The following is a 23,806-nucleotide window of genomic DNA, read 5'->3' on the forward strand; positions in this document are numbered from 1 at the left end:
AGATCCTGAAAATTTTCCTTGACAAAGACCCCCGCTATTTCTTACAAAGGGGGAAAATCATACTCTGGATTGGACCATGACTTTTATCGACCATCATATTCAGCCCGCTGTTGCCTGCTATTACGCTGGCGCCTATCGTTACTTTTGGGGGTGGAATCCGCCCATGGGCTGAAATGTTCTTTTCCAGGCATCTCAAACCGTGGGCACCTCTAAGGGCTCACGGTTTTTTTTTGGATTCAAGCCAATGAAACACCCGGGGGTGCCCGGGGCCATCAAGGCCCTCTCACCCGCTCTTGGGAGCATGGCCCGCAAAACGGCCGGAGAAACGTGATGAACATCGTCCTGATCGGCTATCGCTGCAGCGGAAAATCGACCGTCGGCTCTCTTCTGGCCGAACGATTGGAAAGGCCTTTCGTCGATACGGACCGCGTGATCGAAAACCGCATCGGACGCTCGATTCAGGATTTCATTGCCCAAGCCGGTTGGCCTTCTTTTAGACGAATCGAGAGGCAGACCGTTCGGGATCTTGCCGTCATGCATGACCTGGTGATCGCCACGGGCGGAGGGGTTGTCCTCGACCCCGAAAACATCGCCGACCTGAAAACGAATGGATGGGTGATCTGGCTCAAAGCAGATGCCACCGCCATCCGCAGCCGGATGCAGCAGGACCCGGATTCAGCCCTCACCCGACCGTCACTGACGGGGGACGACCCTCGCGGCGAGATCGAGCACGTCCTCGAGACGAGGGGCATGTTTTACGAAAGCGCCGGCGACTGCATTCTCGATACGACCTGCAAGACCCCGCAGGTCGTCACAGACGAAATCCTCGCCCTGCTGTCTTGGAGCGGCGGGGCCGGACAGGGTCTTTCGGGGCGATCCGACCTCTTGAAACCCTTGGAAACGGAAGGCCGCCATGCCAGGTAATTCTTTCGGACAAGCGTTGAGAGTGACCACCTTCGGAGAATCCCACGGCCCGGCCGTGGGGGCCGTCGTCGACGGCTGCCCTCCGGGCCTGCCGCTTTCCGAAGCGGATTTTCCGGAGGTCATGGCGCGGCGGCGGCCCGGAACGCGCCCTTTTGACAGCCCCCGCAGCGAAAAGGACCAGGTCATCCTCCTGTCCGGGGTGTTCGAGAACCGCACCACCGGCACGCCGATCGCCCTTCTGATCCACAACCAGGACGCCGACAGCCGCCCCTACGAGCCCATCCGCGACACCTTCCGACCGGGTCATGCCGACATCTCCTATCATCTGAAATACGGCCACCGGGATCATCGGGGCGGCGGCCGCGCTTCGGCCCGGGAAACGGCGGCCCGTGTCGCGGCGGGCGTCATCGCCGGTAAGATCCTGGACCCGGCCGGCATTGCCGTGCGCGGCTACACCGTCGAACTTGCAGGTGTCCGTGCAGGAAAGGGCGATATCGAGGGCGCGGCCGGAAACCCATTCTGCTGCGCTGATCCCGCGGCCGCAGCCCAAATGACCGAGGCCCTCGAAGCCATCCGTACAACCGGGGATTCTGCGGGCGGGATCATCGAGATCCTGGTCACCGGATGCCCGCCCGGGATGGGGGAACCGGTCTTCGACAAGCTGGACGCCGACCTCGCTAAGGCCGCCATGTCCGTCGGCGCGGTCAAGGGGGTGGAGATCGGCGCCGGATTCGACTCCGCGCGGATGACGGGGTCCGAGAGCAACGATGCGATCCTGCCCGAAGGCTTCGCCTCCAATCGTGCCGGCGGGATCCTCGGCGGCGTGTCGACCGGTGCCGACATTGTGCTTCGAGCCGCCGTCAAACCGATCCCGTCCATCCTGATGGAGCAGCAAACCATCGACCGTCACGGAAAACCCGTCCGTCTGAAACTGTCGGGAAGGCACGATGCCACCGCCGTTTCCCGGATCGTCCCGGTCCTGGAAGCCATGGTCCTCCTCGTCCTGGCCGATCACTACCTGCGGGCGCGCGCACAGATGACAGGCCCCTTTCAAAACAATCCACAACCCGGTTTCTTTGAAGAAGGATAGCTCAATGGTTTCTTCAACCCACCTAGCGCAACGGACCTTTATCAAAGGCATGCCCCGCCGCCCTGAAGCGGAAAGAGAGCTCGGATCGGCGGCCGGTCGCTCTGTCATGGCGCTTTTCGTGAACCGCGGGATTCAGGCGGGCTTTTATTTTTATTACTGGTGGACAGGTCCGCCCATGCGCCTTTGAGCTTTGAACCGCAAGGAGGCCGTGGGTGGAGAGATCCCCCACGGCCTTTTTGTTGCACCGAACGTATCTGCCGTAGAGGACAAACCATTTCGCAGGTGATCCATCGAACATAAAGGGAGGCAATCTATGAACAGAGTTCTTCTTGTAGGCGATGAAAGGCCGGTGCGCATCCTTCTGAAAGACCTCCTGGCCGAAGAGGGGTACGACGTCTTTGCCTGTGAAGATCCGGCTGGGCTCGACCGGCTGATTCAACGAATCGGGCCGGACCTCCTTGTCTGGCATATCAGTCCCAGGTATGCCGAAGGGCTCTACTGGCTGCAGAGGGTCAGAGAGAACAACTCTAGGCTGCCGGCGATCCTGTTCACCGACCAGCCGTGGCTTGACCTTCCGCCCCGTTGGGTCTCGGCCCACAATTACCTGGTAGCAAGCCTGAATCTGGGAAAACTCAAGCGCACCGTGAAGCGCGTCCTCTCCAACCGGACCCTGGAAGATCAACCTTCGCGGGGCACCCTTTCAGCTCGGGATGCACTCGCATCCTGAGCCTACAGAGAGACTGGTTTGCAATGATTGGCATCCGCGCTCAGATTTTCAGAACTGAAAGAGGGATGCGTTTACACTGCAGGGCGCAGGAGAGCACGGACAGAGGACTCTCGAGCGGCCATCGGGAAGGCGCGCCGATCAGCGTCGCAATCGAACAGAAACCATTTCCGGGGCGGAGAGATGAAGAGCCGGCATCCCGGAGAGTCGGGATACCATCCATCACCCCCGCGGTCAGGAGGGCAAAGTGTATGGGCAACCGTTTTCACATCGGCATCCATCGAAACAGCGAAAATCTGCATCTCAGGCTCGAGGGGGATTTCGACAAAAGCTCTGCCTGCGAACTGCTCCATACTCTTCAGAGGCTCGGCAGCGGATCACGGCAGATTTTTATCCACACCACCTGTCTCGAGCATCTCGATCCCTTCGGGAGGGATCATTTTCTTCATAACCTGAGCGGCCTGAAGACGCAATCACTGCATCTGCGTTTCACAGGCGGATATGCCGCCCAAATGGCGCCCGAAGCGACGGCGGCAGACCCTGAATAGAATGGTTCAAGGAACGAGTTCCGCGGAGCGATTCCCGGTTTTTTCAAACGGGAGAAGCCGCGCATCTTAAGCAATAATGCCATAAGTATTTTGAATCGGAAAAAAACTGTCTTAAAATCCCAAGGAGGAACTACATCATGATCGGAAAAGCAATCAGAATGGAACGGATCATGGACCGGAAGACCGGCAAGACCGTCATCGTCCCCATGGACCATGGCGTCACCGCCGGGCCCATCCTGGGCATCACCAACATGAAGGAGGCCATGCGTCAGGTGGCGGCCGGCGGCGCCAACGCCGTCGTGGAGCACAAGGGCATGGTGGCCCGCGGCCACCGCCGGAGCGGTCCGGACATGGGCCTGATCGTGCACCTTTCCGCCAGCACGTCCCTTTCCCCGCACCCCAATGCCAAGACGCTCGTCTGCACGGTCGAGGAGGCCATCAAACTCGGCGCCGACGCCGTCTCGATCCACGTCAACATCGGCAACGGTCACGAAAAGGAGATGCTGGCCGACTTCGGCAAGGTCGCCCTGAGCGCTGCGGAATGGGGCATGCCGCTCCTCGCCATGATCTACCCGCGCGGGGAGAAGGTGAAGGACGAATACGACCCGGCGGTCATCAAGCATGCCGCCCGCCTCGGGGCCGAACTGGGCGCGGACATGGTCAAGGTCAGCTACACCGGCAGCCCGGAGACCTTCCGGGAGGTGGTTGAAGGATGCCACGTCCCCGTCATCATCGCGGGGGGGCCCAAGATGGGCTCGGACCGGGCCATTCTCGAAATGGTCAGGGGAGCCATAGATGCCGGGGCCGCCGGGACCTCCATCGGCCGGAACGTCTTCCAGCACCAGAACCCCACCCGCATCGTGAGGGCCCTTGCCATGATCGTCCATGAAGGCGCGGGCGTGGAAAAAGCGCTTGAATTTTTGAATCAACAAGAGCAGGCGGATGGAGAAAATGAACAGCTCGGACTCAAACTGGCAAGAGTTTCATAAGCGGCGGAGCGAAATCGATGGCATCGATGAGGCGATCCTGCGGCTCCTCGCGAGGCGTCAGACCGTTTCACGCGCCATCGGAAACGCGAAGAAGGAACTCGAGCTGCCTGTCATGGACCCGGGGCGCGAGGGACACGTGCTCAGGAGGCTGGTGGAGATCGGCGGGGAGGAGATCGCCCCCGACGCCATCCGCCGGGTGTTCCGGGAGATCATCTCCGCCTGCCGCTCCGTTCAGGAGGATATGACGATCGCCTATCTCGGCCCCCCGGGGACCTTCTCGCATCAGGCAGCCATCGCCTTTTTCGGCCAGGCACCCGCCTTCCAGCCCGTCGAAACCCTGGATGACGTCTTCGCGGCCGTAGAAAAGGACGTCTGTCAGGACGGTGTGGTGCCCCTCGAAAACGCGTATGAGGGCTCCGTGAGCCGCACACTGGACCTCCTTTACCGATCGCCCCTGAGGATCCAGGGCGAGACCTTCCTGCGCATCCGGCACCACCTTCTCAGCCGGTGCAGCGCGCTTTCGGAGGTCCGCTGCGTCTACTCGCACCCTATGGCCCTGGCCCAGTGCCGGGGGTGGCTCAAAAGCAACCTGCCGGGCGTGCCGTGCCGCGAGACATCCAGCACCGCTGCAGCGGCCCGGCTTGCATCCGAAGAGGCGGAGGCGGCGGCCGTGGGCGGACAGTTCGCCGCGATGCATCTCGACCTTTCCGTTCTCGTCCAGGACATCCAGGACTATGCCGACAATGTGACGCGGTTCCTCGCCATCGGCAAACGGGAAAACCGCCCGAGCGGTCATGACAAGACCTCGGTCCTGTTTTCCCTCCGCCATCGGCCGGGATCCCTCTACGAGGTCCTCGAGCCCCTCGCGCGCAAAGGGATCAACATGACCCGCATCGAGTCGCGGCCCATGAAGACCAAGACCTGGGAATACCTCTTCTTCGCCGACCTGGAGGGGCATGAGCGGGAATCACCCCTGCGGGATGCGCTCTTGGCGATGGACGAGCAATGCGCCTTTCTGAAGCGCTTGGGCTCCTATCCGAAAGGCGGTGAACCGTGGAGTTGACCGCCCCCCTCGTGGGGATCGTCGGCGGAAAGGGGCGAATGGGCGCCTGGTTCAGAAGATTCTTCGAGCGGCAGGGCTTGAGCGTTTTGACCGCCGGGCCTGGAGACAGCCCCTCCCCCGCGGAACTGGCGCGGAGCTGCGATGTCCTGGTCCTCTCCGTACCCATCGCCGCCACGGTGCAGGTCATCCGGGAATTGGCGCCGCTGGTGCGAACTGAGGCCCTGCTGATGGATCTCACGTCGATCAAGGCCGAACCGCTCCGTGCCATGCTTGCCTGGGGGACATGCCAGGTGGTCGGCGCCCACCCGCTCTTCGGCCCGGAAACCGGCGACGCCGATAACCTGCGGATGGTGCTTTGCCCCGGCCGGGGCGAGGAGGGGCTCGGCTGGCTGCAGGCGCAGCTTCGAGCGGGCGACATCCAGCCATATCTGATGCCCCCGGAAGAGCACGATCGGCGCATGGGGATGATTCAGGGGGTCCTGCATTTTACGACCCTGGCCCTTGCCCGCTGCCTCGCCGATTCCGGTTGGGGGTTGGATGAGATCCAAGCCTGCGCCACTCCCAACTTCGAACAGGCCGTGGGGCGCATTCGGGGCCTGCTGGCGCAGCCATCCAATCTGTTCGAAGGGCTCCTGATGGACAATCCTCATGCAGAGCCTTGCATGGAGGCCTATATCCAGGCCGCTGAACAACTGATGGCGCAGATCCGCGGATGTGACAGGGCCGCATTCAACCGACAATTCAACGTGCTGTGGGGATATTTCAACCCGCAGGCCCAACAGGGAGAAACCGGATGAAAGAGATCTGGGTCAAGGTGGACCCGTGGGACAAGACACTCGTGACAACGGCCCTCGAGAGCGGGGCGGCGGCTGTGGTGGTGCCGAAGGAGCACACCCCTCAAGTCAAGGCGCTCGGCCGCATCAAGACCGTCTCGGAGGACGGGGACCTCCGCTGGGGCGATGATGTGGTCACGATGGAGATCACCTCCGCCGAAGACCAGGAACGCGTGGTGGCCATGGCGGCCGGGAAGCGGGTGGTCGTCCGGACCTCGGACTGGCATGTCATCCCGCTCGAGAACCTCGTGGCCCGGACCCCCAATCTCTTCGCCGAGGTGGACGGGATCGAGAGCGCGAGGCTGGCCGCCGGGATCCTCGAAAAAGGGATGGACGGACTGCTGATCACCTGCCGCGATACGGCCGAGGTGCGGAGCATCATTCAGGAGATCCAAGGCATGAACCTGACCTTGTCTCTTTCCGGCTTCACCGTCACCGGGGTGCACCACCTCGGCATGGGGGACCGGGTATGCGTGGACACGTGTTCCATGATGGGGCCCGGCGACGGGATCCTCGTCGGCAACAGCCATCGCGCCCTCTTCCTGGTGCATGCCGAAAGCCTCGAAAACCCCTACGTGGCCCCCCGCCCCTTTCGCGTCAACGCCGGCGCTGTGCACGCCTACGTCCGGGTGCCGGGCGGCAAGACCCGCTACCTCTCCGAGCTCAAGGCCGGCGACGAGGTGCTGGGAGTCCATGCCGACGGCCGCACCGAAAATCTCGTGGTGGGGCGGGCCAAGGTCGAAAAGCGCCCCCTCCTCCTGGTGGAGGCGGAGGACCCCGATGGTAAGACGGCCGGCATCATCCTCCAGAACGCCGAGACGATCCGGCTGGTGACCCCCGAAGGCGGGGCCGTTTCGGTGGTGCATCTGGAGCCCGGCGACCAGGTGTTGGGCTTCACCGAGACCGGCGGGCGGCATTTCGGTCACCCGATCGAAGAAACCATCACCGAGCGCTGAAAAGCGACCGGGGCCGGCCACTCGGAGAAAGATTTACGGAGGGCTTTGCATCGGCAGACCTGCGAAGGCTATGCTTGATTGCATGATGCACCCTGAAGAAGCACCTGCGCCCCTGCAGGACTGAGATGCCCGCGGTGGGAATCGGAAGGCGTGATCATAAGGGCTTAGCGATCGGGAAACCGCTTTCCCGATCGCGCAAATTTCAGATCCAGATTTCAGATTCTTGCAGACACATCGCCAGGAGGAACCGGAAGTGATCGGAGTACCCATCATGGCCCGTGCCACTGACGAGGCCATTGCCAAAATGCAGAAGGCATCGAGCGAGGCCGATCTCCTCGAAATCCGCCTCGACGGGATGGAACAGATCGATATGGAGCGGCTTCTGGCTGCAGCCCCTCTGCCGGTCATCGCAACCTACCGGTCCCGCCGCCAGGGCGGGCTCGGCACGCTGGACAACCGCGCGCGATCCGAGGTCCTGATCACCGCAGCCGAGGCCGGGGCATCCTACATCGATGTTGAATACGGCCTTCCGTTGGAGATCAGAGAGGAGCTCTTCGATCGATGCCGGCCGGGACGGATTATCCTCTCCCACCATCACGTGAACGGGACCCCGGAGCCGGCGGAGCTTTCACGCCGCCTCCGGAACATGGCGGCCGGCGGAGCCGAAGTGATCAAGATCGTGACCCGGGCGCACCGGCCGGAGGATAACCTGACGGTGCTGGGGTTGATCCCTCAGGCCCGCGACCTCGGGGTGGAAATCATCGCCTTCTGCATGGGGCCGATCGGAAGCCTGAGCCGGATCGCCTGTGTGCCGATGGGCGGCTTCCTGACCTTCGCCGCGTTCGAAAAGGGCGAGGAATCAGCCGACGGACAGATGACCGTCGCGGAGACGAAGGCGCTCCAGGAGACCCTGGCCTTATGCGAATAGACCAGCATACCGTCCTTTACGCCGTGATCGGCCACCCCCTCGGCCACACGTTGAGCCCTGTCATGCACAATCGGGCCTTCGAGGCGACGGGGGTAAACGCCCTTTACATGGCCTTTGAGACGAAGCGCCTCGAAGAGGCTGTCAACGGCTTACGCGGTCTGGGGATCCGCGGCTGCAGCGTCACGCTGCCCTTCAAGTCCGCGGTGATGCCCCTCCTGGATGACGTCGACCCCCTCGCCCGGGCGATCGGCGCGGTGAACACCATCGTGAACCGGGGCGGCCGGCTCGCAGGCTACAACACCGATGCGGCGGGAGCCTTGGCCGCCGTGCGCGAGGTCATGGAGCCGTCCGGAAGCAGGGTGGTCATCCTCGGGGCAGGCGGGGCCGCACGCGCAGCGGGCTTCGCCCTGAAGGAGGCCGGAGCCGCGCTCACCATCGCCAACCGGACACCCGAAAAAGGGAAAGAGCTGGCGCGCGCCTTGAACGCGTTCTTCGCTCCGATCGACGACCTCCGGGGCATCCCCGCGGACCTCCTGGTTCAGGCCACCTCGGTCGGGATGCACCCCCACCGAGACCGCTGCCCCCTCGACGAGGCGCTCATCCAGGCCCCGGTGGTCATGGAGTTGATCTACAACCCGAGGGAAACGCGCCTTCTCGAGATTGCCCGTCGAAAAGGCGCCGCCGTCATCCCCGGCCTGCGGATGTTCATTCATCAGGGCGCCGCGCAATTCCGGCTGTGGACCGGCAAAGAACCCCCCCTCGAGGCGATGGAAGCAGCCGTCCTGGCCGCCCTGGAGCACCCATGAAAGCGATCGAACCCAAGCGGACCGTCCACGCCGCCCTGGACCTCCCGGGCTCGAAGAGCATGACCCATCGCGCCCTGATCGCAGCCGCCCTCGCCGAAGGGCCGAGCCTGGTCGAGGCGCCGCTTTTCTCCGAAGACACCCGTTACACCCTCGACGCCCTCCGATTCATGGGCGCCTCGGTCCAACCCAGCGGGGACGACCTGGCCGTCGCCGGAACCAGCGGCGGCGTCGCGCTTCCCTCACCGGAGGCGACCCTCTTCCTCGGCAATTCCGGGACGTCCATGCGGCTGCTGCTTTCCGTGGCCGCCCTCGGCCATGGCCGTCTCACCCTCGACGGCTCCGAGCGCATGCGGGAGCGCCCTCTCGCCCCCCTCGTAGAGGCGCTCCGGGCGCTCGGAGCCGCCATTTCCTACAGCGGGAGGGCCGGCTGCCCTCCCGTCCGGCTCGAGGCCTGCGGCCTCGACGGCGGAACGGTGAAGATCCCTGCCGCCGAAAGCAGCCAATACGTTTCCTCGCTCCTCCTCGCCGCCCCGTATGCCCGCGACGCCGTCGAAATCGAAGCGGTCGGGCCGCTTCTGTCCAGGCCCTACGTGGACATGACCCGCTTCGTCATGGAGGCGTTCGGCGTCCGGGTGGAATCCTCCGGCCCGCAGTCCTTTCTCGTCCCGAAAGGAGGGCGTTATCACGGGCGGCGTTTCAGAATCGAGGCGGACCTGTCGAGCGCCTCCTATTTTTGGGCCGCCGCCGCCGTCACCGGGGGGTCCGTGACCATCCGCAACGTCCGGCCCTTCGAGACCTGCCAGGGGGATGTCGGCTTTCTGGATCTGCTCGAGGCCATGGGATGCGCCGTCCTGAAGGAACCGGATGCCGTGACCGTCCAGGGCGGGCCGCTCGAGGGGATCGAAGCGGATATGAACGGCATGCCGGACATGGTGCCGACCCTGGCGGCGGTCGCCCCCTTTGCAGAGGGAAGAACGACGATCCGCAATGTCCCCCACCTCCGCTTCAAGGAGAGCGACCGCCTTCGATCCGTCACCCGGGCATGGCGTCGCCTAGGCGCCCAGGTCCGGGAGCTGCCCGACGGCCTCGAAATCGACGGAGGAAAATCGCTCACCGGCGCCGTCGTAGACCCCGAAAACGACCATCGGCTCGCGATGAGCCTCGCGGTCATCGGTCTTCGCACGCCCGGCGTGCGCATCCTGAACGAGGACTGCGTCCAGAAATCCTTTCCCGGCTTCTGGGCCCTCTTTGACGGTCTTTAAAGTGGCCCCCCTGCCTCCACCTGTTCGGGAGGCTGTCCATCCGAAACCCGCCGCTCACCGCACGGACCGAAAGGCGGTGCTTGTCATCCTCGCGGGAGGTGGTTATAATCATGTCCTGTCAACATCGGCAGGGCGAAACGGCCTTGTTTCAAGCGCTTGCGGCCTGCCTCCCACGATGAGCATTTTGCCGGCGGTGAAGACGTCATGAACGGAAAACAGACCAGGCTCAGAAGAATCCTCCATCCGGGCTCCCGAAGAACCGTCATCGTTCCGCTCGATCATGGATATACCATGGGGCCCATCACCGGGATCGCCGAGATCGAAAAGGCCGCACAGGCCGCCGCCCAAGGCGGCGCATCGGCCGTCATCCTCCACAAAGGGGCCGCGGGCCGATGCGCCCCAAATCTTCCTCCCCAAATCAGCCTTATCGTGCATCTTTCCGGGAGTACCCATTGCGGCGTCGATCCGCAGAGAAAGATCCTCGTCTGCTCCGTTGAAGAGGCCGTCAGCCTCGGCGCGGACGCCGTCTCGGTGCACGTCAACATCGGCGGCGCTCACGAAGCCGATATGTTAAGCGATTTCGCCTATATATCCGCAGAGGCCCGACGATGGGGGATGCCTCTTCTCGTCATGCTCTATCCGGAAAGCTCGCTGAGCGGCGCCGTCGACCGTGCACAGTTGATCGCCCACGCCGCACGTCTGGGGGCCGAGCTGGGGGCGGACCTGGTCAAAATACCCTACACCGGGGATCCCGAATCCTTCCGCCAGGTCACCAGGGGGTGCGGGGTGCCCGTCGTCGTGGCCGGTGGGCCCAAGATGGGGTCGTCCGGTGCGGTGCTCAACATGGTCGCGGAGGCGATGGCCGCCGGCGCAGCCGGGACCGCACTGGGGCGGAACGTCTTCCAGCACGCACAGCCCGAGCGGATGGTCGCCGCCATCGCCATGCTCGTGCACCAGAACCGCTCCGTCGAAGAGGCCCTCAGACGCCTCGAGACCCCGCTCGAACTCACACCGAAGCGGGGTCGCATCCCGTGAAGGCTCCCCGTGGTTCTCGACAACCAAACCATTGTTTTTGCTGATTATTTATCAAAAACGACCTGCCCCGTCCCCTGCTCCCGGCCGCTTCTTTTCCAGGGCCTTTTCCGCCCCCCGGCCTCCCTCGCCCCAAGCCCCCGGTGGCTCTCTTCGCCGTCCAAGCGCTGCACCGGCATCCTGACGGCAGAGCGACGGCACGCGTCATGTGCCACGTGAAACATCCGGCCGCCATCCGGCGCCTCCCTGTTGGAAATCTGACCGGAATGGGAGGGCGGATCACCCGCCCTTCGGCAGCAGCAGCTGATGCGCCGCGCCGAAGCAGAGTCTGCGCACCAGCATCAGCACGAGGAACGCCCCGATGGCCGTGGATCCGACGATCATCAGCATCACCACGATCTGATAGCGGATGGCTGTCAGCGGATCGGCCCCGGCCAGGATCTGGCCGGTCATCATCCCCGGGATGAAGACCACGCCGGCCGCCATCATGGAGTTGATGGAAGGGATCATCCCGGCCTTCATCGCGTTTCTGAAGATCTCCCGGCTGGCCTCGCGGTAGTCGGCCCCGAGGCAAAGCATCATCTCCACCTCCCGTCTCCGCCCGCGAAGATCGCTCAGAAGGCGCTCGAGCGACACGGCAACCGCGTTCATGGAGTTCCCGATCACCATGCCCCCGAGCGGGATGAAGACCTGCGCCCGCCACCAGGGCGTGGCGCCGACGACCACGCCGCTCACCAGATAGGAAATGATCCAGTAGCTGAGCAGCATGGAGAGGAAGGTCGGCCAGAAGAGCGCGATCTGTTTTTCACGGGCCCGAGCGCGGATGGTCCAGGCCGCAAAGAGGATCATGAAAGCGAAGACCGCCATGACCAGCCGGATGTCCTGCGCATTGAAGACGAACTTGAGGACATACCCCAGCAGGAAAAGCTGCGCGAAGGTCCTGACCGCACCCACCAGCAGATCGCGCTCGAGCCTGAGTCCGTGCAGAAAGGACACCGCACCCGCAGCCAGGATAAAGACGCATCCCAGGACCAACTGAAAGAGCGATATGTCAGGAACGGCTGCGGTCATGCGCCCTCGCTCCATTGTCCGTTCAACAGGGTCACCCGGACCGGTTCGACCATCCGCGGCTCGAAGCGGCGATGGCTCACCATGACGACGGTCATCCCCGACTCCCGGCAGAGCCGCTCCGTCTCCTCTTCCACAATCCGCGCGCTCCGTTCGTCCAAGGCGCTCGTCGGCTCATCCAACAGAAGCACCTCGGGCGCGAGCAGCAGGCCCCGGACAAAGCACAAACGCTGGAGCTGGCCCACGGACAGGGCCTCGGCAGGCGCCTCCAGCTGCACCCCTTCCGGGAGAAACCGGTCCAGACGAGCGCGCAGCTCCCGGTCCGAAGGTCGAACCAGGCCCCGGTTATGCCGGAAGGAAAAGGGGAGCAGAAGATTTTCCTGTACACTCCCCTCGACAACGGTCGGCGTTTGCTGAATGAAGAGGACGGTCCGTCGCAGGACGGGTGGGGGGAAATCCTTCAAAGAACGCCCCTTGAAGCGGATCGTTCCCGCGCAAGGCTCTTCGAGCCGGTTGATGAGACGCAGGAACGTCGATTTCCCGGACCCGGAAGGTCCTCCGATCAGATAGAACGCCCCCTGGAGGAGAGAAAGAGAAAGCCCTTCGAAGAGCGGACGGTCCCGTGAAAAGGAGAACTCCACGTCTTCAAAGCGGATGACGACGGACCCGGTCATCTCGAAAATGCCCCCACAGCCGCTGCAAATGCATCATTGGATCGGCCAGGTACTCGTTCCGGGACAGGTCGATGAAGCCGAAAGGCTCGCCCGCCTCGGCCCCACGCTTCAACGTGTCGAGCCAGGCGGGGACCCAGGCCTTCGGCTCCATGCCCGCATCGAGGAGTCCCACCCGGTCGAGCCCCGGACGGAGAACCCAGGGCGGCCTCTGCCGCAGGGCGGGTTCGGGGTCCGCCAGGCTGGGGCGGCTGACAGCGGCGACGCCACTCGTGGTCAGGGTCTGTGCCGCCTCCGCGCCTTCCTCGGCACCTGGAGAGCGGGCGGGAACCCGATAGCCGATCTCGATTTCGACGGGCCGCTCGAAAAGCCAGCGTGCCATGATGCCGAGATATCCTGCGGCCAGGTTTTCGGTAAAGAAATCCTGAACGGGGCCCAGGGCCTCCGGAGGGTGCTCCATGCCCCCCAGCCGCAGGCCATCCACTTCCTTCGCGAGCCCACGGACGATCTGCGGATCGAGCAACTCGCTCCACCCTACGCCCAGATAGACCACCGCGCCTGAACCCTTATCATGGATCTCCCCCAGGCAGGATCGCAGCATCCAATCGGCGACCTGCGCACTCGGCCGATTCCACTCGAGGGCCCGATCCATCAAAACCCACCCGCTGAGCGCCGGATGCCCGCTCAAGGCGCTCACACATTCACTGAAGACCCGGATCCGCTTTTCCATGACGGCCGGATCCGCCCACCAGTCATAGGGCCGGAGACGCCGCACCTTGCCATCCAAAAATATCGGGGGAGTTCCCGCGGCCTTCCAGCCCGAAGCAAGATAGGGCGCCCCCCACCCAAGCCCCAGCAGGCGACCGGCCGGAGCCGTCAGCATGGCTCCGAGCCCCTTTTTCTCCATCCGATCGAGGGCTGCCACCAGGCCGTCGAGATAGGCCGTGACCGCCCGCGGGGCCCCTAAGAGCGCCTCTTCCAGCACAGGCAGGTACAGCCTCTTGAGCCCGAGGTCCGCAGCGATTCCCGCCGCCGTCTCAATCCGCGACGGCTCAGGCGCCTCGAGACCGTCCAGGCCCCGCACCGGGCAGATGTAGGTTGCCGTCAACTCCATTCATTCCTCCCCTTGTTACCGGCCGCAGGCGCCCGTGCTCCCGAGGCGCGCTCGCCCGCGGTTCTCGGTGCTGCGCCGGACACATGCCCCTTCCTTCTCCCGCGGCATCGAAAACCTTGTGCCGCCGTCCGTCGTCGGTTATACTCCGGCACCGCATCCGGTCTTCGGCCGGCTGTCCGCAAGCCCTTTTCCCGTTGGATGGGGCGCGCATCCTTCTCAAGGCCCCTGCGACATCGCTTTCGTCCGAAACCGAGATTTCCCGTCCATTCCTCGGAAATCCAGAGGCCTGGACGGAGGCGGCCTGCAGGCCCTTCGAGGCGCGACGGCCCTTCGGCCTAACGGTCGACAACCAGGACCCTTTCCGGAGGGGGAACCGGGTCGTGCCGGAGCGTCATTTGCGGATGGATACGAGGTGACACCATGAAAATCCTACTCGTCCTGCTGGACGGCCTCGGGGATCGGTCCTACCCGTCCCTTCAGGACAGGACGCCGCTTCAAGCCGCCCAGACACCGAATCTCGACCGGCTCGCCGCCCTCGGGAGCAACGGACTCTTCCACGCCTCCTGCCCGGGGGAATGCCTCCCCAGCGAGATCGCCCACCACCTGATCTTCGGTTATGCAAGAGAGGCCTTTCCCGGCCGGGGGCTTCTCGAAGGGGTGGGAGCGTCGGTGCCTTTCCAGGACCAGGACGTCCTTTGTCTCGCCCATCTGTCCCACGTCCGCCTCGTAGACGGGATCCCGATCCTCGCGGTTTCGCACAAAACCATCGACCTCGACCCGGAAGAGCGGGATGCCCTATACGCGGCCTTGTCGCCATACGAATCCGGCCCCATCCGGATCGAGCTGCACCGGACGTACGGGAACAACGGCATCCTGGTCATCAAGGGCCCCGTATCCCCTTTCGTGTCGGATTCGGACCCGATGCTGCGGGGCTGCAGCATGGCCTGCATCCACCCGCTCGCGGACAGCCCGGAGCCCGAACGCGCCGAGCGCACCGCACAGGTCCTGAACGACTACCTCCGTCACTGCCACGCCGTATTATCCCGGCATCCGATCAACCGCACCCGCCTCGCCAGCGGCCGCGCCCCTGCCAATTTTCTGGCCACGCAGCGTTGCGGCCGACGCATCCGGCAGGAGCCTTTTCCCCAAAAGTGGGGGATGACCGCCCGCCTGATCGGCTCGGGCACGGTTTTTGCGGGCCTGGCCCACGAACTCGGCTTCGATTTCACCCCCGAGAAGGACACCGCCGCCCCCGGCGAGGACCTGCGGAGGCGGATCCGTATGGCCCTCGACGACGGCTTTCATGATTTCATCCACGTGCACACGAAGGCCCCCGACGAGGCCGCCCACAGGGGGGACCCCCTCGCAAAGAAGCGGATCATTCAAGACCTCGACGGGGCCCTCTCCGAGGCCCTCGGCGCCGTCGCCACCCGTGGCGATCTCCTGCTGGCCGTGACGGCGGATCATTCGACGCCCTGCGAATCCCGTCTCATCCATTCCGGGGAACCGGTGCCTGTGGCCCTTGCCGGGCAAGGGGTCCGCCGGGACGCGGTGGTCCGCTTCGATGAAATCAGCGCCGCAGCCGGCTGCCTCGGTTTTCTGCGCGGCGGCGAACTCCTGCTCACCCTTCTCAACTACGCCGACCGATCCGCCCTCGTGAGTCACTGCCTCGGGCCGGCCAGGCGGCCCTTTTTCCCGACGGACTACGCCCCGTTCGACATCGGGGATCCGGCTCCAGACTGACCGGCGCCTCTCCCGCACCCATCCTTTTCCGGATGACCGGGGTCAAGCCGCCGGCGGGTCGGCCGCCGATGGGGACCTTCTATCGCACCGCCTTGACGGTCCTACTCCGGATCGTTTCGAAGTGATTCTCGTGGTTGCGGATGCGCCACCAGACATCCGCCGGCCGCTCGATCCGCCAGGGCCTCAGTTCCTGTCCGTCCCCACGCAAAAGGGCGCATACGTTTTCCAGACCCCTTCCCGCGAAACGGCCGCTTTCCGTCCCGCCCAACCAGTCGCTTTCCTTTGCGACGTCGGTCGACCAGGAGAAGGGATCGGAAAAGAGCCACTCCGCCTGCGCAGCCCTGGCCACCCGATCCATCTCGCGAAGGTGGTCCAGCGGCTTCGGCATCTTGTCGACCAGGTTGAGGGACGCGAGCCCCGCAAAGACATCCGAACGAAAGGGAAGGCGCGCGGCATCGGCCACCAGGAACTCCACCCGCTCCGGGTTCCACTCGGCCGGCAGATGGAATGCCCTCTGCTCACACAATCGCCCCTCCACGGGAAGGTCGAAGGTGATCGACCGGGTGTGCATCAGCCGGCGAGCGGTCTTGACGAACCTGTACGACAGGTCGACCCCCACCGAAAAATCGAAACGGCCGCTCATGGCGAAGGCGAGCCTCCCCACGGCGCATCCGGCATCCAGGAAAAGCCCCTCCGCGCCGCTCAGCATATCCCCCCACGCCGCATAGGCCGTCGGCTCGCCGGCCTCTTCGAGCAGGTCCAGGTAATGGCTCCAAAGGTAGGCAGCCACGGCCGCAGCGCTTTCGTAGCGGGGCTCCGCCTTGACCGAACGCTCGACCGCTGCGCCTCCATCCGGCACCAGGAGGGCGATTCCCTCCAAGATGGGGTAGCACGCACCACAGCCTGGGCAAAGCAGGTCCCCGTAGACCACTTCGCCTTCCAGACCCCGCTCCCGCGCCTGCAGGGTAAGCGGCCTCTCCTCCGGCAGGCATCCCGGGCAAATCAGAATATCCAGCATCCGGGTCTTCATCGGCCTTCCCTCATCGAAAGAACCCCATCGAAAATGGGGGCGATTCTTCACACCCTCCTGGTGCTCAGTCCCGCCGCTGCGGGGCGGATCCCGGTTTCTTCACACCCTTCGTGTGCTCAACCTCACCGCTCGATGAAACCGAACCGGGCCTGATACCGGCCTTCGCATCGACCCGGGCGCACAAAAAGAACAGGGGAAGACCTTTTGCGATCTTCCCCTGTTCGATGCATCATCCAAAAAGGTTTATGCCGGGGCATGGCATGACGGCGCGTGACATGCCGGGGAATGGCAGGCGGGCGCATGACATGCGGGCGCGTGACAAGCCGGAGCGTGGCAGGCGGGCGCATGACAACCAGCGGCATACGACACCTTTTTCTCCACTTTCTTGAGGTTCAACAAGGCCTTCACCTCCTTTCACACACAGCTGGGGGTTAACCTCTGGACCGACTCATTTCATCGTCGCCTCAGCCATCGAGGCGGGCAGGGGATTCAGGGGCGGTCAGCTCCTGAATTCAACGAGGTGGCTCCGAGCCAACATTTCGAGCGCTTCTTCACAGGACTTCATAAATCCCTCACGGGTCATGCCCTGGCCATAACGATCGTAAAGTTCCCGCGCGATCGTTTCCAGGGGTGAACCGCCGTCGCAAAGCGCCAGGAAATCCCTGCCAAACGCATTGATCTCGTTGACTTCCAGCATATCGTCTTCCTGCCTGAAGGCCAACAGCGTCTCCTGGGGTTGGTAGACCTTGTCAAAGATCCCGGATTTCAGATCTATTATAATCACGGGGAGATCAAAATCAAACCTGCCGATCACGATTCCCTGATCCCTTTTCGGTGTCAAATCGGACAACCGGTTCAAATCGATATCGAAATGGGTTTTGTTAGAAATGTGTTTGCCGGCCTCGAGCGACAGCATCTCATATTTCAGGATGTCCTTCAGGTGGGAGATCCGGACCGTTTTGCGCGACCCCAGCCTCTCGAGGACAAACGGCTCGAAATGCCGATAACAGTCCTGGGGAGACAGGCTCCACGCCTCGCGGGCCGTCCGAAGCCGCAGCCATTCCAGCCAGTCCATGAACAGATCGGAGACGGAGATCTCCACTTCCAGACCGAGGAGCAGGAAGGTCTTCGGCAGAAGCCTCACCATCAGGGGAAAGTAGCTCGCGACGGCATTCAGCTCCGCGAGGGGACGCGCACGGGTGGGCAGGTTGTAGAAGCTGCTGAAGAGCAGGGGATGCGCATCGATCATCGCTTCGTCCGCTTCGAGCCTCCGCCCCCCGTCGAATTCGAGACCGAGCGCGAAGTAGGTGTCGACCTCCCGCACCAGCCGATCCGCATAACGGGCGTGCAGCTCGGTCCCGGGCAGGACCGTCGGCAGCTGGATCAGCGGATTGTTGTTGCCGACGATCCCCCCCCGCAGTGCGAGCGTCAGTGTAGCGTCCACATCCTCCTTTTCCTCCTCCGGAAAACCGATGACGAAGCTGAGCGTAGGGATGATGCCCTGCTCTGCCGTTTCCACGACACGCTGATAAAGGATGCCGTGGTCGATCCGCTTGCGGATGAAGGCCAGGGTCTTCTTGGAGCCAGAATCGATTCCGTAGCACATGCTTTCGCAGCCCGCCTCGCGCATGAGGGCCAGGAGATCCCGGTCGACGCTGTCCAAACGCGAGATGCAGTACCACGGGATGCGCTCCAGACCCCTTTCCAGGACCAGCCGGCAGAATCCTTCCACAAAGGAGCGGGTCGCCGTGAACTGATCATAGGCCAGGAGGAAACACTCCGCCCCGTAAAGGCGATGGACCTTCTCCATCTCCCCCACAAGACGTTCGACCGAGTAAGTCCGCACACGTCCGCGCCACATGAGCGACTCGGAGCAATACACGCAACGATGAGGGCAGCCCCGACCCGCCTCGAGGATGGCGATGCTGCGCGGCAGGTTACAGGCCCGCCGGTACACCTCGAGCGGCGGGAGAAAGCCGTAGTCCGGATAAGGCAGCGCATCCAGGTGCGCAACCAGATCCCGGTCCGGATTCTGCATGACGCGGCCACCGTCGCGCCAGGTCACGCCTTCGACTCCTTCCCCTCTCCCTCCGGCTGCATACTGCGCGACCAGATCGCAAAAAGTCCGCTCGCCTTCGCCGCGGACCACCGCATCCACCTCGGGAAACCCCTCCAGCGTCCATTCGTCGGCGAAGGCCGCATTGTGCCCGCCAAGAACGATGTTGAGATCCCGGCGGCGAGCTTTGAGCCGCCGGCAGATCTGAAGCACCGCCGGGTAGGTGGTGCACTGCGCCGAGAACCCCACGAGATCCGGCGATTCGGACAGGATGCGCTCTGCACAGTCATCGTAGATGTGCGGCCCCAATTTCAGGCCGCCTGTCCGAATCTCGAGAACGAAATCGAGACAACTCACCTCGTGGGGCGTTTCTTTCAAGGCGGTCGCCAGATTGACCAGCCCCAGCGGGGGTAGATTGTACATGGGCTCCAGATAAAAGGGGGGAAAGACCAGATTGATCCTCATCGGCTCCTCATTCCTCTCGAGATCGTGGGGTTGGGCAAAAAAACAGGCGGGAAATACACTCTGTTTTCATCCTATTGCAAGTCGTCGCCTGCGTCAACCGGGCAAACCGGCCGCACGCCTCACCCCTCCCAAAAAGGGGGCGCAAAAGGACCGTCGCGGCGAACCCTTGCCAAACCCACTGCAAATGATTTAGGTTCGTTTCCATCCGGAAATGGTCTTTTTGGCCAATCTCGGCGTCAATCCCTGTTTGCCCGCCGACGGAGAGGACGCGGCTGGAGCGCTTATCGACCACCGAAACTATCCGCTTTCAACCTGTCATGGAAAGGTCCTTGCCTGTGCGAAGATTGAATCCCGATCATGTTCAAACCCTGGTAGAACGGGTCAACACCTGCCCGTTTTTCGAACTTATGTCCATGCAGCTCGACTCCTTCGAAGCGGGCGCATCGCACCTGGAGATCGCCCTGAAGGAAAAACACCTCCAGCCCTACGGCATCGTCCACGGCGGCGTGACGGCGGCGATCGTCGACGCAGCGGCCTTCTGGGCGGTCTATGCCTGCGTGGAGGAGGGCGTCGGCCTCACCACCGTCGACATCAAGGTCAACTATCTCGCCCCCATATCGGCGGGCAAGATGATCGGAAGGGGGCGCTGCATCAAGGCAGGCCGGACCATCTGCCTCGCGGACGCTGCGATCGAGACCCCCGAGGGACTCTTGATCGCACACGGGACCGCCACCATGATGGTCCTCTCCTCCATGAAACTGGCCGGACAGGAGACCCTGCCGCCCAAATTCATCGATGAGTGACGTCCGCCGCGACCGGAGGCGGGCTCCTTCCCGGGCCTCTCGTTGCGCCGATCGACGTGATCTCCGCAGGAACCGGGCCGCAACGTCCATGAGGGTCCGCCCACGGGGGGTGCCCCCGCCCGCAGGGGCTCTTCCTTCGACAAAGCCCCGTGCTTCCTTCTTCAGTTCACGGAACCTTCCTCCGGCAGGGACGGGCGGACCTTGATGATGCTTTCCTTGCGGATGCTGACCGTACCCGGCTTGGTCCCCAGCGGCTTTCCCACATAGCGGGCCCGCGTGCAGGACACCGCCACATCTCCGGCATGGCGGGCCTTGCTGTGATAGGCGGCGATCGCCGCCGCCTGTTTGAGGGTTCCCCGGTCCGGATCCTCGCCCGCCCGTGCTCTCAAGATCACGTGGCTGCCGGGCACTCCGCGGACGTGGAACCACCAGTCATTGGGCGCGGCGATTTTGAGGCTCAGGATCTCGTTGTCCCGGTCAGTGCGCCCAACCAGGACGACCCACCCGCCGGGCAGTTCATAGCGGTGGAGGCGCGCTTCTTCATCGGGTTTCATCACGAAAAGACCCCTTCTTCTCCCATTCCCCTCACCTGCCCCAGACCGGTCTTCGCCACGGAAAAGTCCATGAATCCAAACAAGAGGACCTCGACGGCGAAGCGCGGATCGGCCCTCCCGTCGAGGGCGCTGAAGGGCGGGCATCGGACCGGGGTTCTGTTCTGCTTTCGGTCCGGAAGCCGTTGCGTCCCTCTGCGTTTTGCCGGATAATGATGCCCGCATCGAGCTCTTTCGCAGGATCGAGGAGCCTCGATCCAAGACGCCGAGAGGATGCAGACCGTCAACCCTCTGAGAGATGCGCGTTGATGGCCCGGCCGTTCTGGGCGAGGGATGACCGGGCACCCATCCGGAGGAAAACATCCATTACGACCACTTGTCCAATCCATAGAGGGGATCTTACTATTAATACATAAAGAAATCAAGCGATTGCATGGAGACGACCTGAAGATTTCGAACCGTGTCAAGGAGTCGATGGACGCCGGGATCGGCGCAAAACACCCTGTCGATATGAAAACCAGCGAGGGGCTCGAACGTCTTTGTTCAAAGCAGGGGCGCGGGAGCGCAAAATACCCATGCAGAATGGAAACCAACGAAAAGCGGATGGCCGATCCTGACTGCCCGGATACCCCGCATTGGAGGCGGATCCTCATCATCGCCGACATCGAGGGGAGTTCCCGCTGCAGCAACCGGAGGGCGGCCGCTTTCCTGACCCGCGAGTGGGCGCTGGCCTGCCGGGGGATGACCCTCGACGTCGCGGCCGTCGTAAACGCCCTCTTTCACGCCGGGGTGGAGGAGATCCGGGTGAAGGACTTCCATCGCACCGCCTGGAATCTTTTTCCAGAGGAAATTCCTCCGCAAGCCCGGGTGATCCAAGGGTACCGGCCGGGCCCGGTGCCAGGTATCGGCGATCCCGAGGGAGCGGAGGCCGCGATGTTTCTGGGGATGCACGCCGCCTCCGGGACGGACGGCTTCCTGGCCCACACGCTCACCTCGAGGATATCCTCGATCGTGGTGGACGGTCATCTCCTGAGCGAGGCCGAGCTCTTCGCCGCCTCCCTGGCTCCTTACGGGGTGAGACCGGTTTTCTTTTCGGGCTGCCCCGTCGCCTGCCGCAACGCCGCGGAGGCTATCGAAGGGATTGAGACTTTTCCTTTTCCAAAAGCAGCGCCGCCCCCGGATATCGCCAAGTGGCGCAGCGGCCTTGCGAGGGCTGCGGTCGCGGCCCTTGCAAATTTCCGCACCCCTCCCTTTCGGCCGCGCGGACCCTTCCACGCCGCGGTCACTCTGCGGGACGGCCCTGCCGCAGCCCGCAAATTGGCTCGCCGCTGGGGGTTCCGCCTCGATGGCGGTCGGATCGTTCTTCACGCCCAAGAGATGAACCAGCTCTACCTCCAGCTGATCCGCCTCTGTTATTTGACACCCACGACCGAGAAGATCCTGCCCTGGGCCCTGCCCGTCTATAACCTTTGGGGTCGCCTTGGGCTGCTGTGGGCGAAGCGGGTCTGCGCGCGGTCAGAGACCTCCCCCCGATAAGAGCCAAATGGGATGCTGTAGCTGTCCTCGACTATGAAAAAATCGGGGATGCGCCATCCGCACCCGCCATCCAAAACAAGAGGGCGGGGGGGGCGCCGCGGGTCCGGCACAGAGCCCCGTCCTTCCGCCGCTGCTGGGAGAGTGTTCCGATCGACAAAACCCCTTTGACAAGGCCAAGCCTCAACATGCAGAATATCAGGTTGTGTCCATCCGGAAATGATTTCCCAGCAGAACTCTGTTTCCAATCCGGAAATGAGGATGAGGCACGACCGGTTTTCCCATCCGGAAACGAGGTTTTTTGTCCATACCCGAAAAATCGAGCATTTGTAAGGAGGCAACCTGCAATCGCCGCACAGGCAAGCGTGCAGATCGACGCCGAAATCAACCGAATCAGACCCCCCCGAAGGGGTTGAACCCGGCAGGCGAAGCCCCTGAAGAAAAAGACCGTTTCCGGGTGGAAACAATCCGCGTCCGCGTGACAGTCGGACTGTTTTCCTGGGAGATGCCATGAGACGGACCCGTATTCTCCTGATCAAGAATCCACAAGACGCACCCGTTCGGTGAAATCGCCGGGTGCAGAACCGGCAAACCTCAGGGAGGCCGGGATATTCCATCTGGAGGGCCAGACATTGACAGATATTCAAGCCGTTACCGAACAAGTCGAAAGAGAAAGCATCCTGCTGCGCCGGGTCCTCACCGAGGCCGAAAAGGTGGTGGTGGGACAGAAGGCTCTTATGGAACGGATGCTGATCGGCCTGCTATGCGAGGGACATCTCCTCGTCGAAGGGTTGCCGGGACTCGCGAAAACCACGGCGGTCAAGACCCTGGCCGCGACGATCCACACGAGTTTCCAGCGGATCCAGTTCACGCCCGATCTTCTCCCGGCCGACATCCTGGGGACCCAGATTTACCGTCCGGAAAGCGCCTCCTTCGAAATCCGGAAGGGCCCCCTCTTTCACAACATCATCCTGGCTGACGAGATCAACCGGGCGCCGGCGAAGGTGCAAAGCGCCCTTCTCGAGGCGATGCAGGAGAGGCAGGTCACGATCGGCGAGACGACGTTCGCCCTGGGCCGGCCTTTTCTCGTCCTCGCCACCCAGAACCCGATCGAACAAGAAGGCACCTATCCTCTGCCGGAGGCGCAGATAGACCGGTTCATGCTCAAGGTGCGGGTGGACTACCCGACGGCCGAGGACGAAAAGGAGATCCTGCTGCGGGCCTTTCACAACCCCGAGGACACCGTCGAGGGCGTACTGGACACCCCGCGGCTGGATAAGGCCCAGGATGTGATGGCCTCCATCCATATGGAAGAGAAGATCGTGGACTACATCGTGCGCCTCACACGGGCAACACGCAGGCCGGCTGACTATGGGCTGGACTTCGCGCCGATGATCCACTACGGGGCATCGCCGAGGGCCTCGATCTGGCTCGCCCAGGCGGCCCGCGCCCACGCCTTTCTGCAGGGGCGGGGTTACGTCACCCCTCAGGACGTAAAAGCCCTCGCGCCGGATGTCCTAAGGCACCGCATCCTCCTCAGTTACGAAGCGGAGGCCGAAGGAAAGACCACCGACGACCTGATCCTGGTCCTGCTCGAGCGCATCGAGGTCCCTTGAG

Annotated in this window: 23 protein-coding genes; 16 read left to right on the top strand and 7 right to left on the bottom strand. The window is 63.3% G+C overall.

Going from position 1 to position 23,806, the window contains the following annotated elements; all coding sequences use genetic code 11:
- Positions 1–330: 330 nt before the first annotated feature.
- The 12 genes from ACZ500_RS18130 to ACZ500_RS18185 all read left to right on the top strand — a co-directional run bounded on the left by ACZ500_RS18130 (position 331) and on the right by ACZ500_RS18185 (position 11,158).
- On the top strand, positions 331–924 hold the full coding sequence (locus ACZ500_RS18130; RefSeq protein WP_464228838.1) for a shikimate kinase: 594 nt from the start codon (positions 331–333) through the stop codon (positions 922–924).
- Positions 914–2,014, top strand: coding sequence for a chorismate synthase (gene aroC, locus ACZ500_RS18135; RefSeq protein ID WP_464228840.1), 1,101 nt, complete (start codon positions 914–916; stop codon positions 2,012–2,014). Before ACZ500_RS18130 ends, aroC begins: the two co-directional genes overlap by 11 nt.
- A gap of 313 nt (positions 2,015–2,327) precedes the next feature.
- Positions 2,328–2,741 (top strand): response regulator, encoded by a 414-nt coding sequence (locus ACZ500_RS18140; RefSeq protein WP_464228841.1) that lies wholly within the window; start codon positions 2,328–2,330, stop codon positions 2,739–2,741.
- 248 nt (positions 2,742–2,989) lie between these two features.
- Positions 2,990–3,286, top strand: coding sequence for a hypothetical protein (locus ACZ500_RS18145; RefSeq protein ID WP_464228843.1), 297 nt, complete (start codon positions 2,990–2,992; stop codon positions 3,284–3,286).
- Between the two features lie 137 nt (positions 3,287–3,423).
- Positions 3,424–4,275 (top strand): 2-amino-3,7-dideoxy-D-threo-hept-6-ulosonate synthase, encoded by an 852-nt coding sequence (locus ACZ500_RS18150; protein ID WP_464228844.1) that lies wholly within the window; start codon positions 3,424–3,426, stop codon positions 4,273–4,275.
- Positions 4,238–5,338 (top strand): prephenate dehydratase, encoded by a 1,101-nt coding sequence (gene pheA, locus ACZ500_RS18155; RefSeq protein ID WP_464228845.1) that lies wholly within the window; start codon positions 4,238–4,240, stop codon positions 5,336–5,338. The genes ACZ500_RS18150 and pheA overlap by 38 nt, the downstream gene beginning before the upstream one ends.
- Positions 5,329–6,135, top strand: coding sequence for a prephenate dehydrogenase/arogenate dehydrogenase family protein (locus tag ACZ500_RS18160; RefSeq protein WP_464228846.1), 807 nt, complete (start codon positions 5,329–5,331; stop codon positions 6,133–6,135). Before pheA ends, ACZ500_RS18160 begins: the two co-directional genes overlap by 10 nt.
- Positions 6,132–7,127 carry a 3-dehydroquinate synthase II gene (locus tag ACZ500_RS18165; RefSeq protein ID WP_464228848.1) on the top strand — a complete coding sequence of 332 codons (996 nt, stop codon included), beginning with the start codon at positions 6,132–6,134 and terminating at the stop codon, positions 7,125–7,127. Before ACZ500_RS18160 ends, ACZ500_RS18165 begins: the two co-directional genes overlap by 4 nt.
- Before the next feature lie 253 nt (positions 7,128–7,380).
- Positions 7,381–8,055, top strand: coding sequence for a type I 3-dehydroquinate dehydratase (locus tag ACZ500_RS18170; RefSeq protein WP_464228849.1), 675 nt, complete (start codon positions 7,381–7,383; stop codon positions 8,053–8,055).
- Positions 8,046–8,861, top strand: a complete 816-nt coding sequence (locus ACZ500_RS18175) for a shikimate dehydrogenase (RefSeq protein ID WP_464228850.1) — start codon at positions 8,046–8,048, stop codon at positions 8,859–8,861. Before ACZ500_RS18170 ends, ACZ500_RS18175 begins: the two co-directional genes overlap by 10 nt.
- Positions 8,858–10,123, top strand: a complete 1,266-nt coding sequence (gene aroA / locus ACZ500_RS18180) for a 3-phosphoshikimate 1-carboxyvinyltransferase (RefSeq protein ID WP_464228851.1) — start codon at positions 8,858–8,860, stop codon at positions 10,121–10,123. The genes ACZ500_RS18175 and aroA overlap by 4 nt, the downstream gene beginning before the upstream one ends.
- Before the next feature lie 204 nt (positions 10,124–10,327).
- Positions 10,328–11,158, top strand: coding sequence for a 2-amino-3,7-dideoxy-D-threo-hept-6-ulosonate synthase (locus ACZ500_RS18185; protein WP_464228852.1), 831 nt, complete (start codon positions 10,328–10,330; stop codon positions 11,156–11,158).
- Positions 11,159–11,202: 44 nt separating this feature from the next.
- On the opposite strand, the gene ACZ500_RS18190 is transcribed toward ACZ500_RS18185, so the two are convergent.
- The 4 genes from ACZ500_RS18190 to ACZ500_RS18205 are packed head-to-tail and all read right to left on the bottom strand — an operon-like array spanning position 11,203 to position 14,008.
- On the bottom strand, positions 11,203–11,379 hold the full coding sequence (locus ACZ500_RS18190) for a hypothetical protein (RefSeq protein ID WP_464228853.1): 177 nt from the start codon (positions 11,377–11,379) through the stop codon (positions 11,203–11,205).
- A gap of 55 nt (positions 11,380–11,434) precedes the next feature.
- Positions 11,435–12,226 (bottom strand): ABC transporter permease, encoded by a 792-nt coding sequence (locus ACZ500_RS18195; protein ID WP_464228854.1) that lies wholly within the window; start codon positions 12,224–12,226, stop codon positions 11,435–11,437.
- Positions 12,223–12,897, bottom strand: coding sequence for an ABC transporter ATP-binding protein (locus ACZ500_RS18200; RefSeq protein WP_464228855.1), 675 nt, complete (start codon positions 12,895–12,897; stop codon positions 12,223–12,225). Before ACZ500_RS18200 ends, ACZ500_RS18195 begins: the two co-directional genes overlap by 4 nt.
- A complete protein-coding gene (locus ACZ500_RS18205) occupies positions 12,869–14,008 on the bottom strand; it encodes a hypothetical protein (protein ID WP_464228857.1) in 1,140 nt (379 codons plus the stop codon). Before ACZ500_RS18205 ends, ACZ500_RS18200 begins: the two co-directional genes overlap by 29 nt.
- 420 nt (positions 14,009–14,428) lie before the next feature.
- Here ACZ500_RS18205 and ACZ500_RS18210 point away from each other — a divergent pair, with 420 nt between their 5' ends.
- The gene (locus tag ACZ500_RS18210) at positions 14,429–15,751 is read left to right on the top strand and encodes an alkaline phosphatase family protein (RefSeq protein ID WP_464228858.1); all 1,323 of its coding nucleotides are present in this window, start codon (positions 14,429–14,431) and stop codon (positions 15,749–15,751) included.
- Positions 15,752–15,830: 79 nt separating this feature from the next.
- On the opposite strand, the gene ACZ500_RS18215 is transcribed toward ACZ500_RS18210, so the two are convergent.
- Both ACZ500_RS18215 and ACZ500_RS18220 read right to left on the bottom strand, forming a co-directional pair.
- Positions 15,831–16,781, bottom strand: coding sequence for a class I SAM-dependent methyltransferase (locus tag ACZ500_RS18215; protein WP_464228859.1), 951 nt, complete (start codon positions 16,779–16,781; stop codon positions 15,831–15,833).
- Positions 16,782–17,280: 499 nt separating this feature from the next.
- Positions 17,281–19,302 carry a B12-binding domain-containing radical SAM protein gene (locus tag ACZ500_RS18220; protein ID WP_464228860.1) on the bottom strand — a complete coding sequence of 674 codons (2,022 nt, stop codon included), beginning with the start codon at positions 19,300–19,302 and terminating at the stop codon, positions 17,281–17,283.
- Positions 19,303–19,619: 317 nt separating this feature from the next.
- Between ACZ500_RS18220 and ACZ500_RS18225 the strand changes: the two genes are divergently transcribed.
- A complete protein-coding gene (locus ACZ500_RS18225; protein WP_464228861.1) occupies positions 19,620–20,105 on the top strand; it encodes a PaaI family thioesterase in 486 nt (161 codons plus the stop codon).
- Between the two features lie 161 nt (positions 20,106–20,266).
- Here ACZ500_RS18225 and ACZ500_RS18230 read toward each other — a convergent pair whose 3' ends face one another.
- On the bottom strand, positions 20,267–20,659 hold the full coding sequence (locus ACZ500_RS18230; protein WP_464228862.1) for an NFACT RNA binding domain-containing protein: 393 nt from the start codon (positions 20,657–20,659) through the stop codon (positions 20,267–20,269).
- Between the two features lie 426 nt (positions 20,660–21,085).
- On the opposite strand from ACZ500_RS18230, the gene ACZ500_RS18235 reads away from it, so the two are divergent.
- A complete protein-coding gene (locus ACZ500_RS18235) occupies positions 21,086–22,192 on the top strand; it encodes a M55 family metallopeptidase (protein WP_464228863.1) in 1,107 nt (368 codons plus the stop codon).
- Positions 22,193–22,821: 629 nt separating this feature from the next.
- Entirely contained in the window at positions 22,822–23,805 is a 984-nt protein-coding gene (locus tag ACZ500_RS18240; RefSeq protein ID WP_464228864.1) for an AAA family ATPase, read from the top strand.
- Position 23,806: the final 1 nt, after the last annotated feature.

The organism is Desulfatiglans parachlorophenolica, assembly GCF_055394735.1.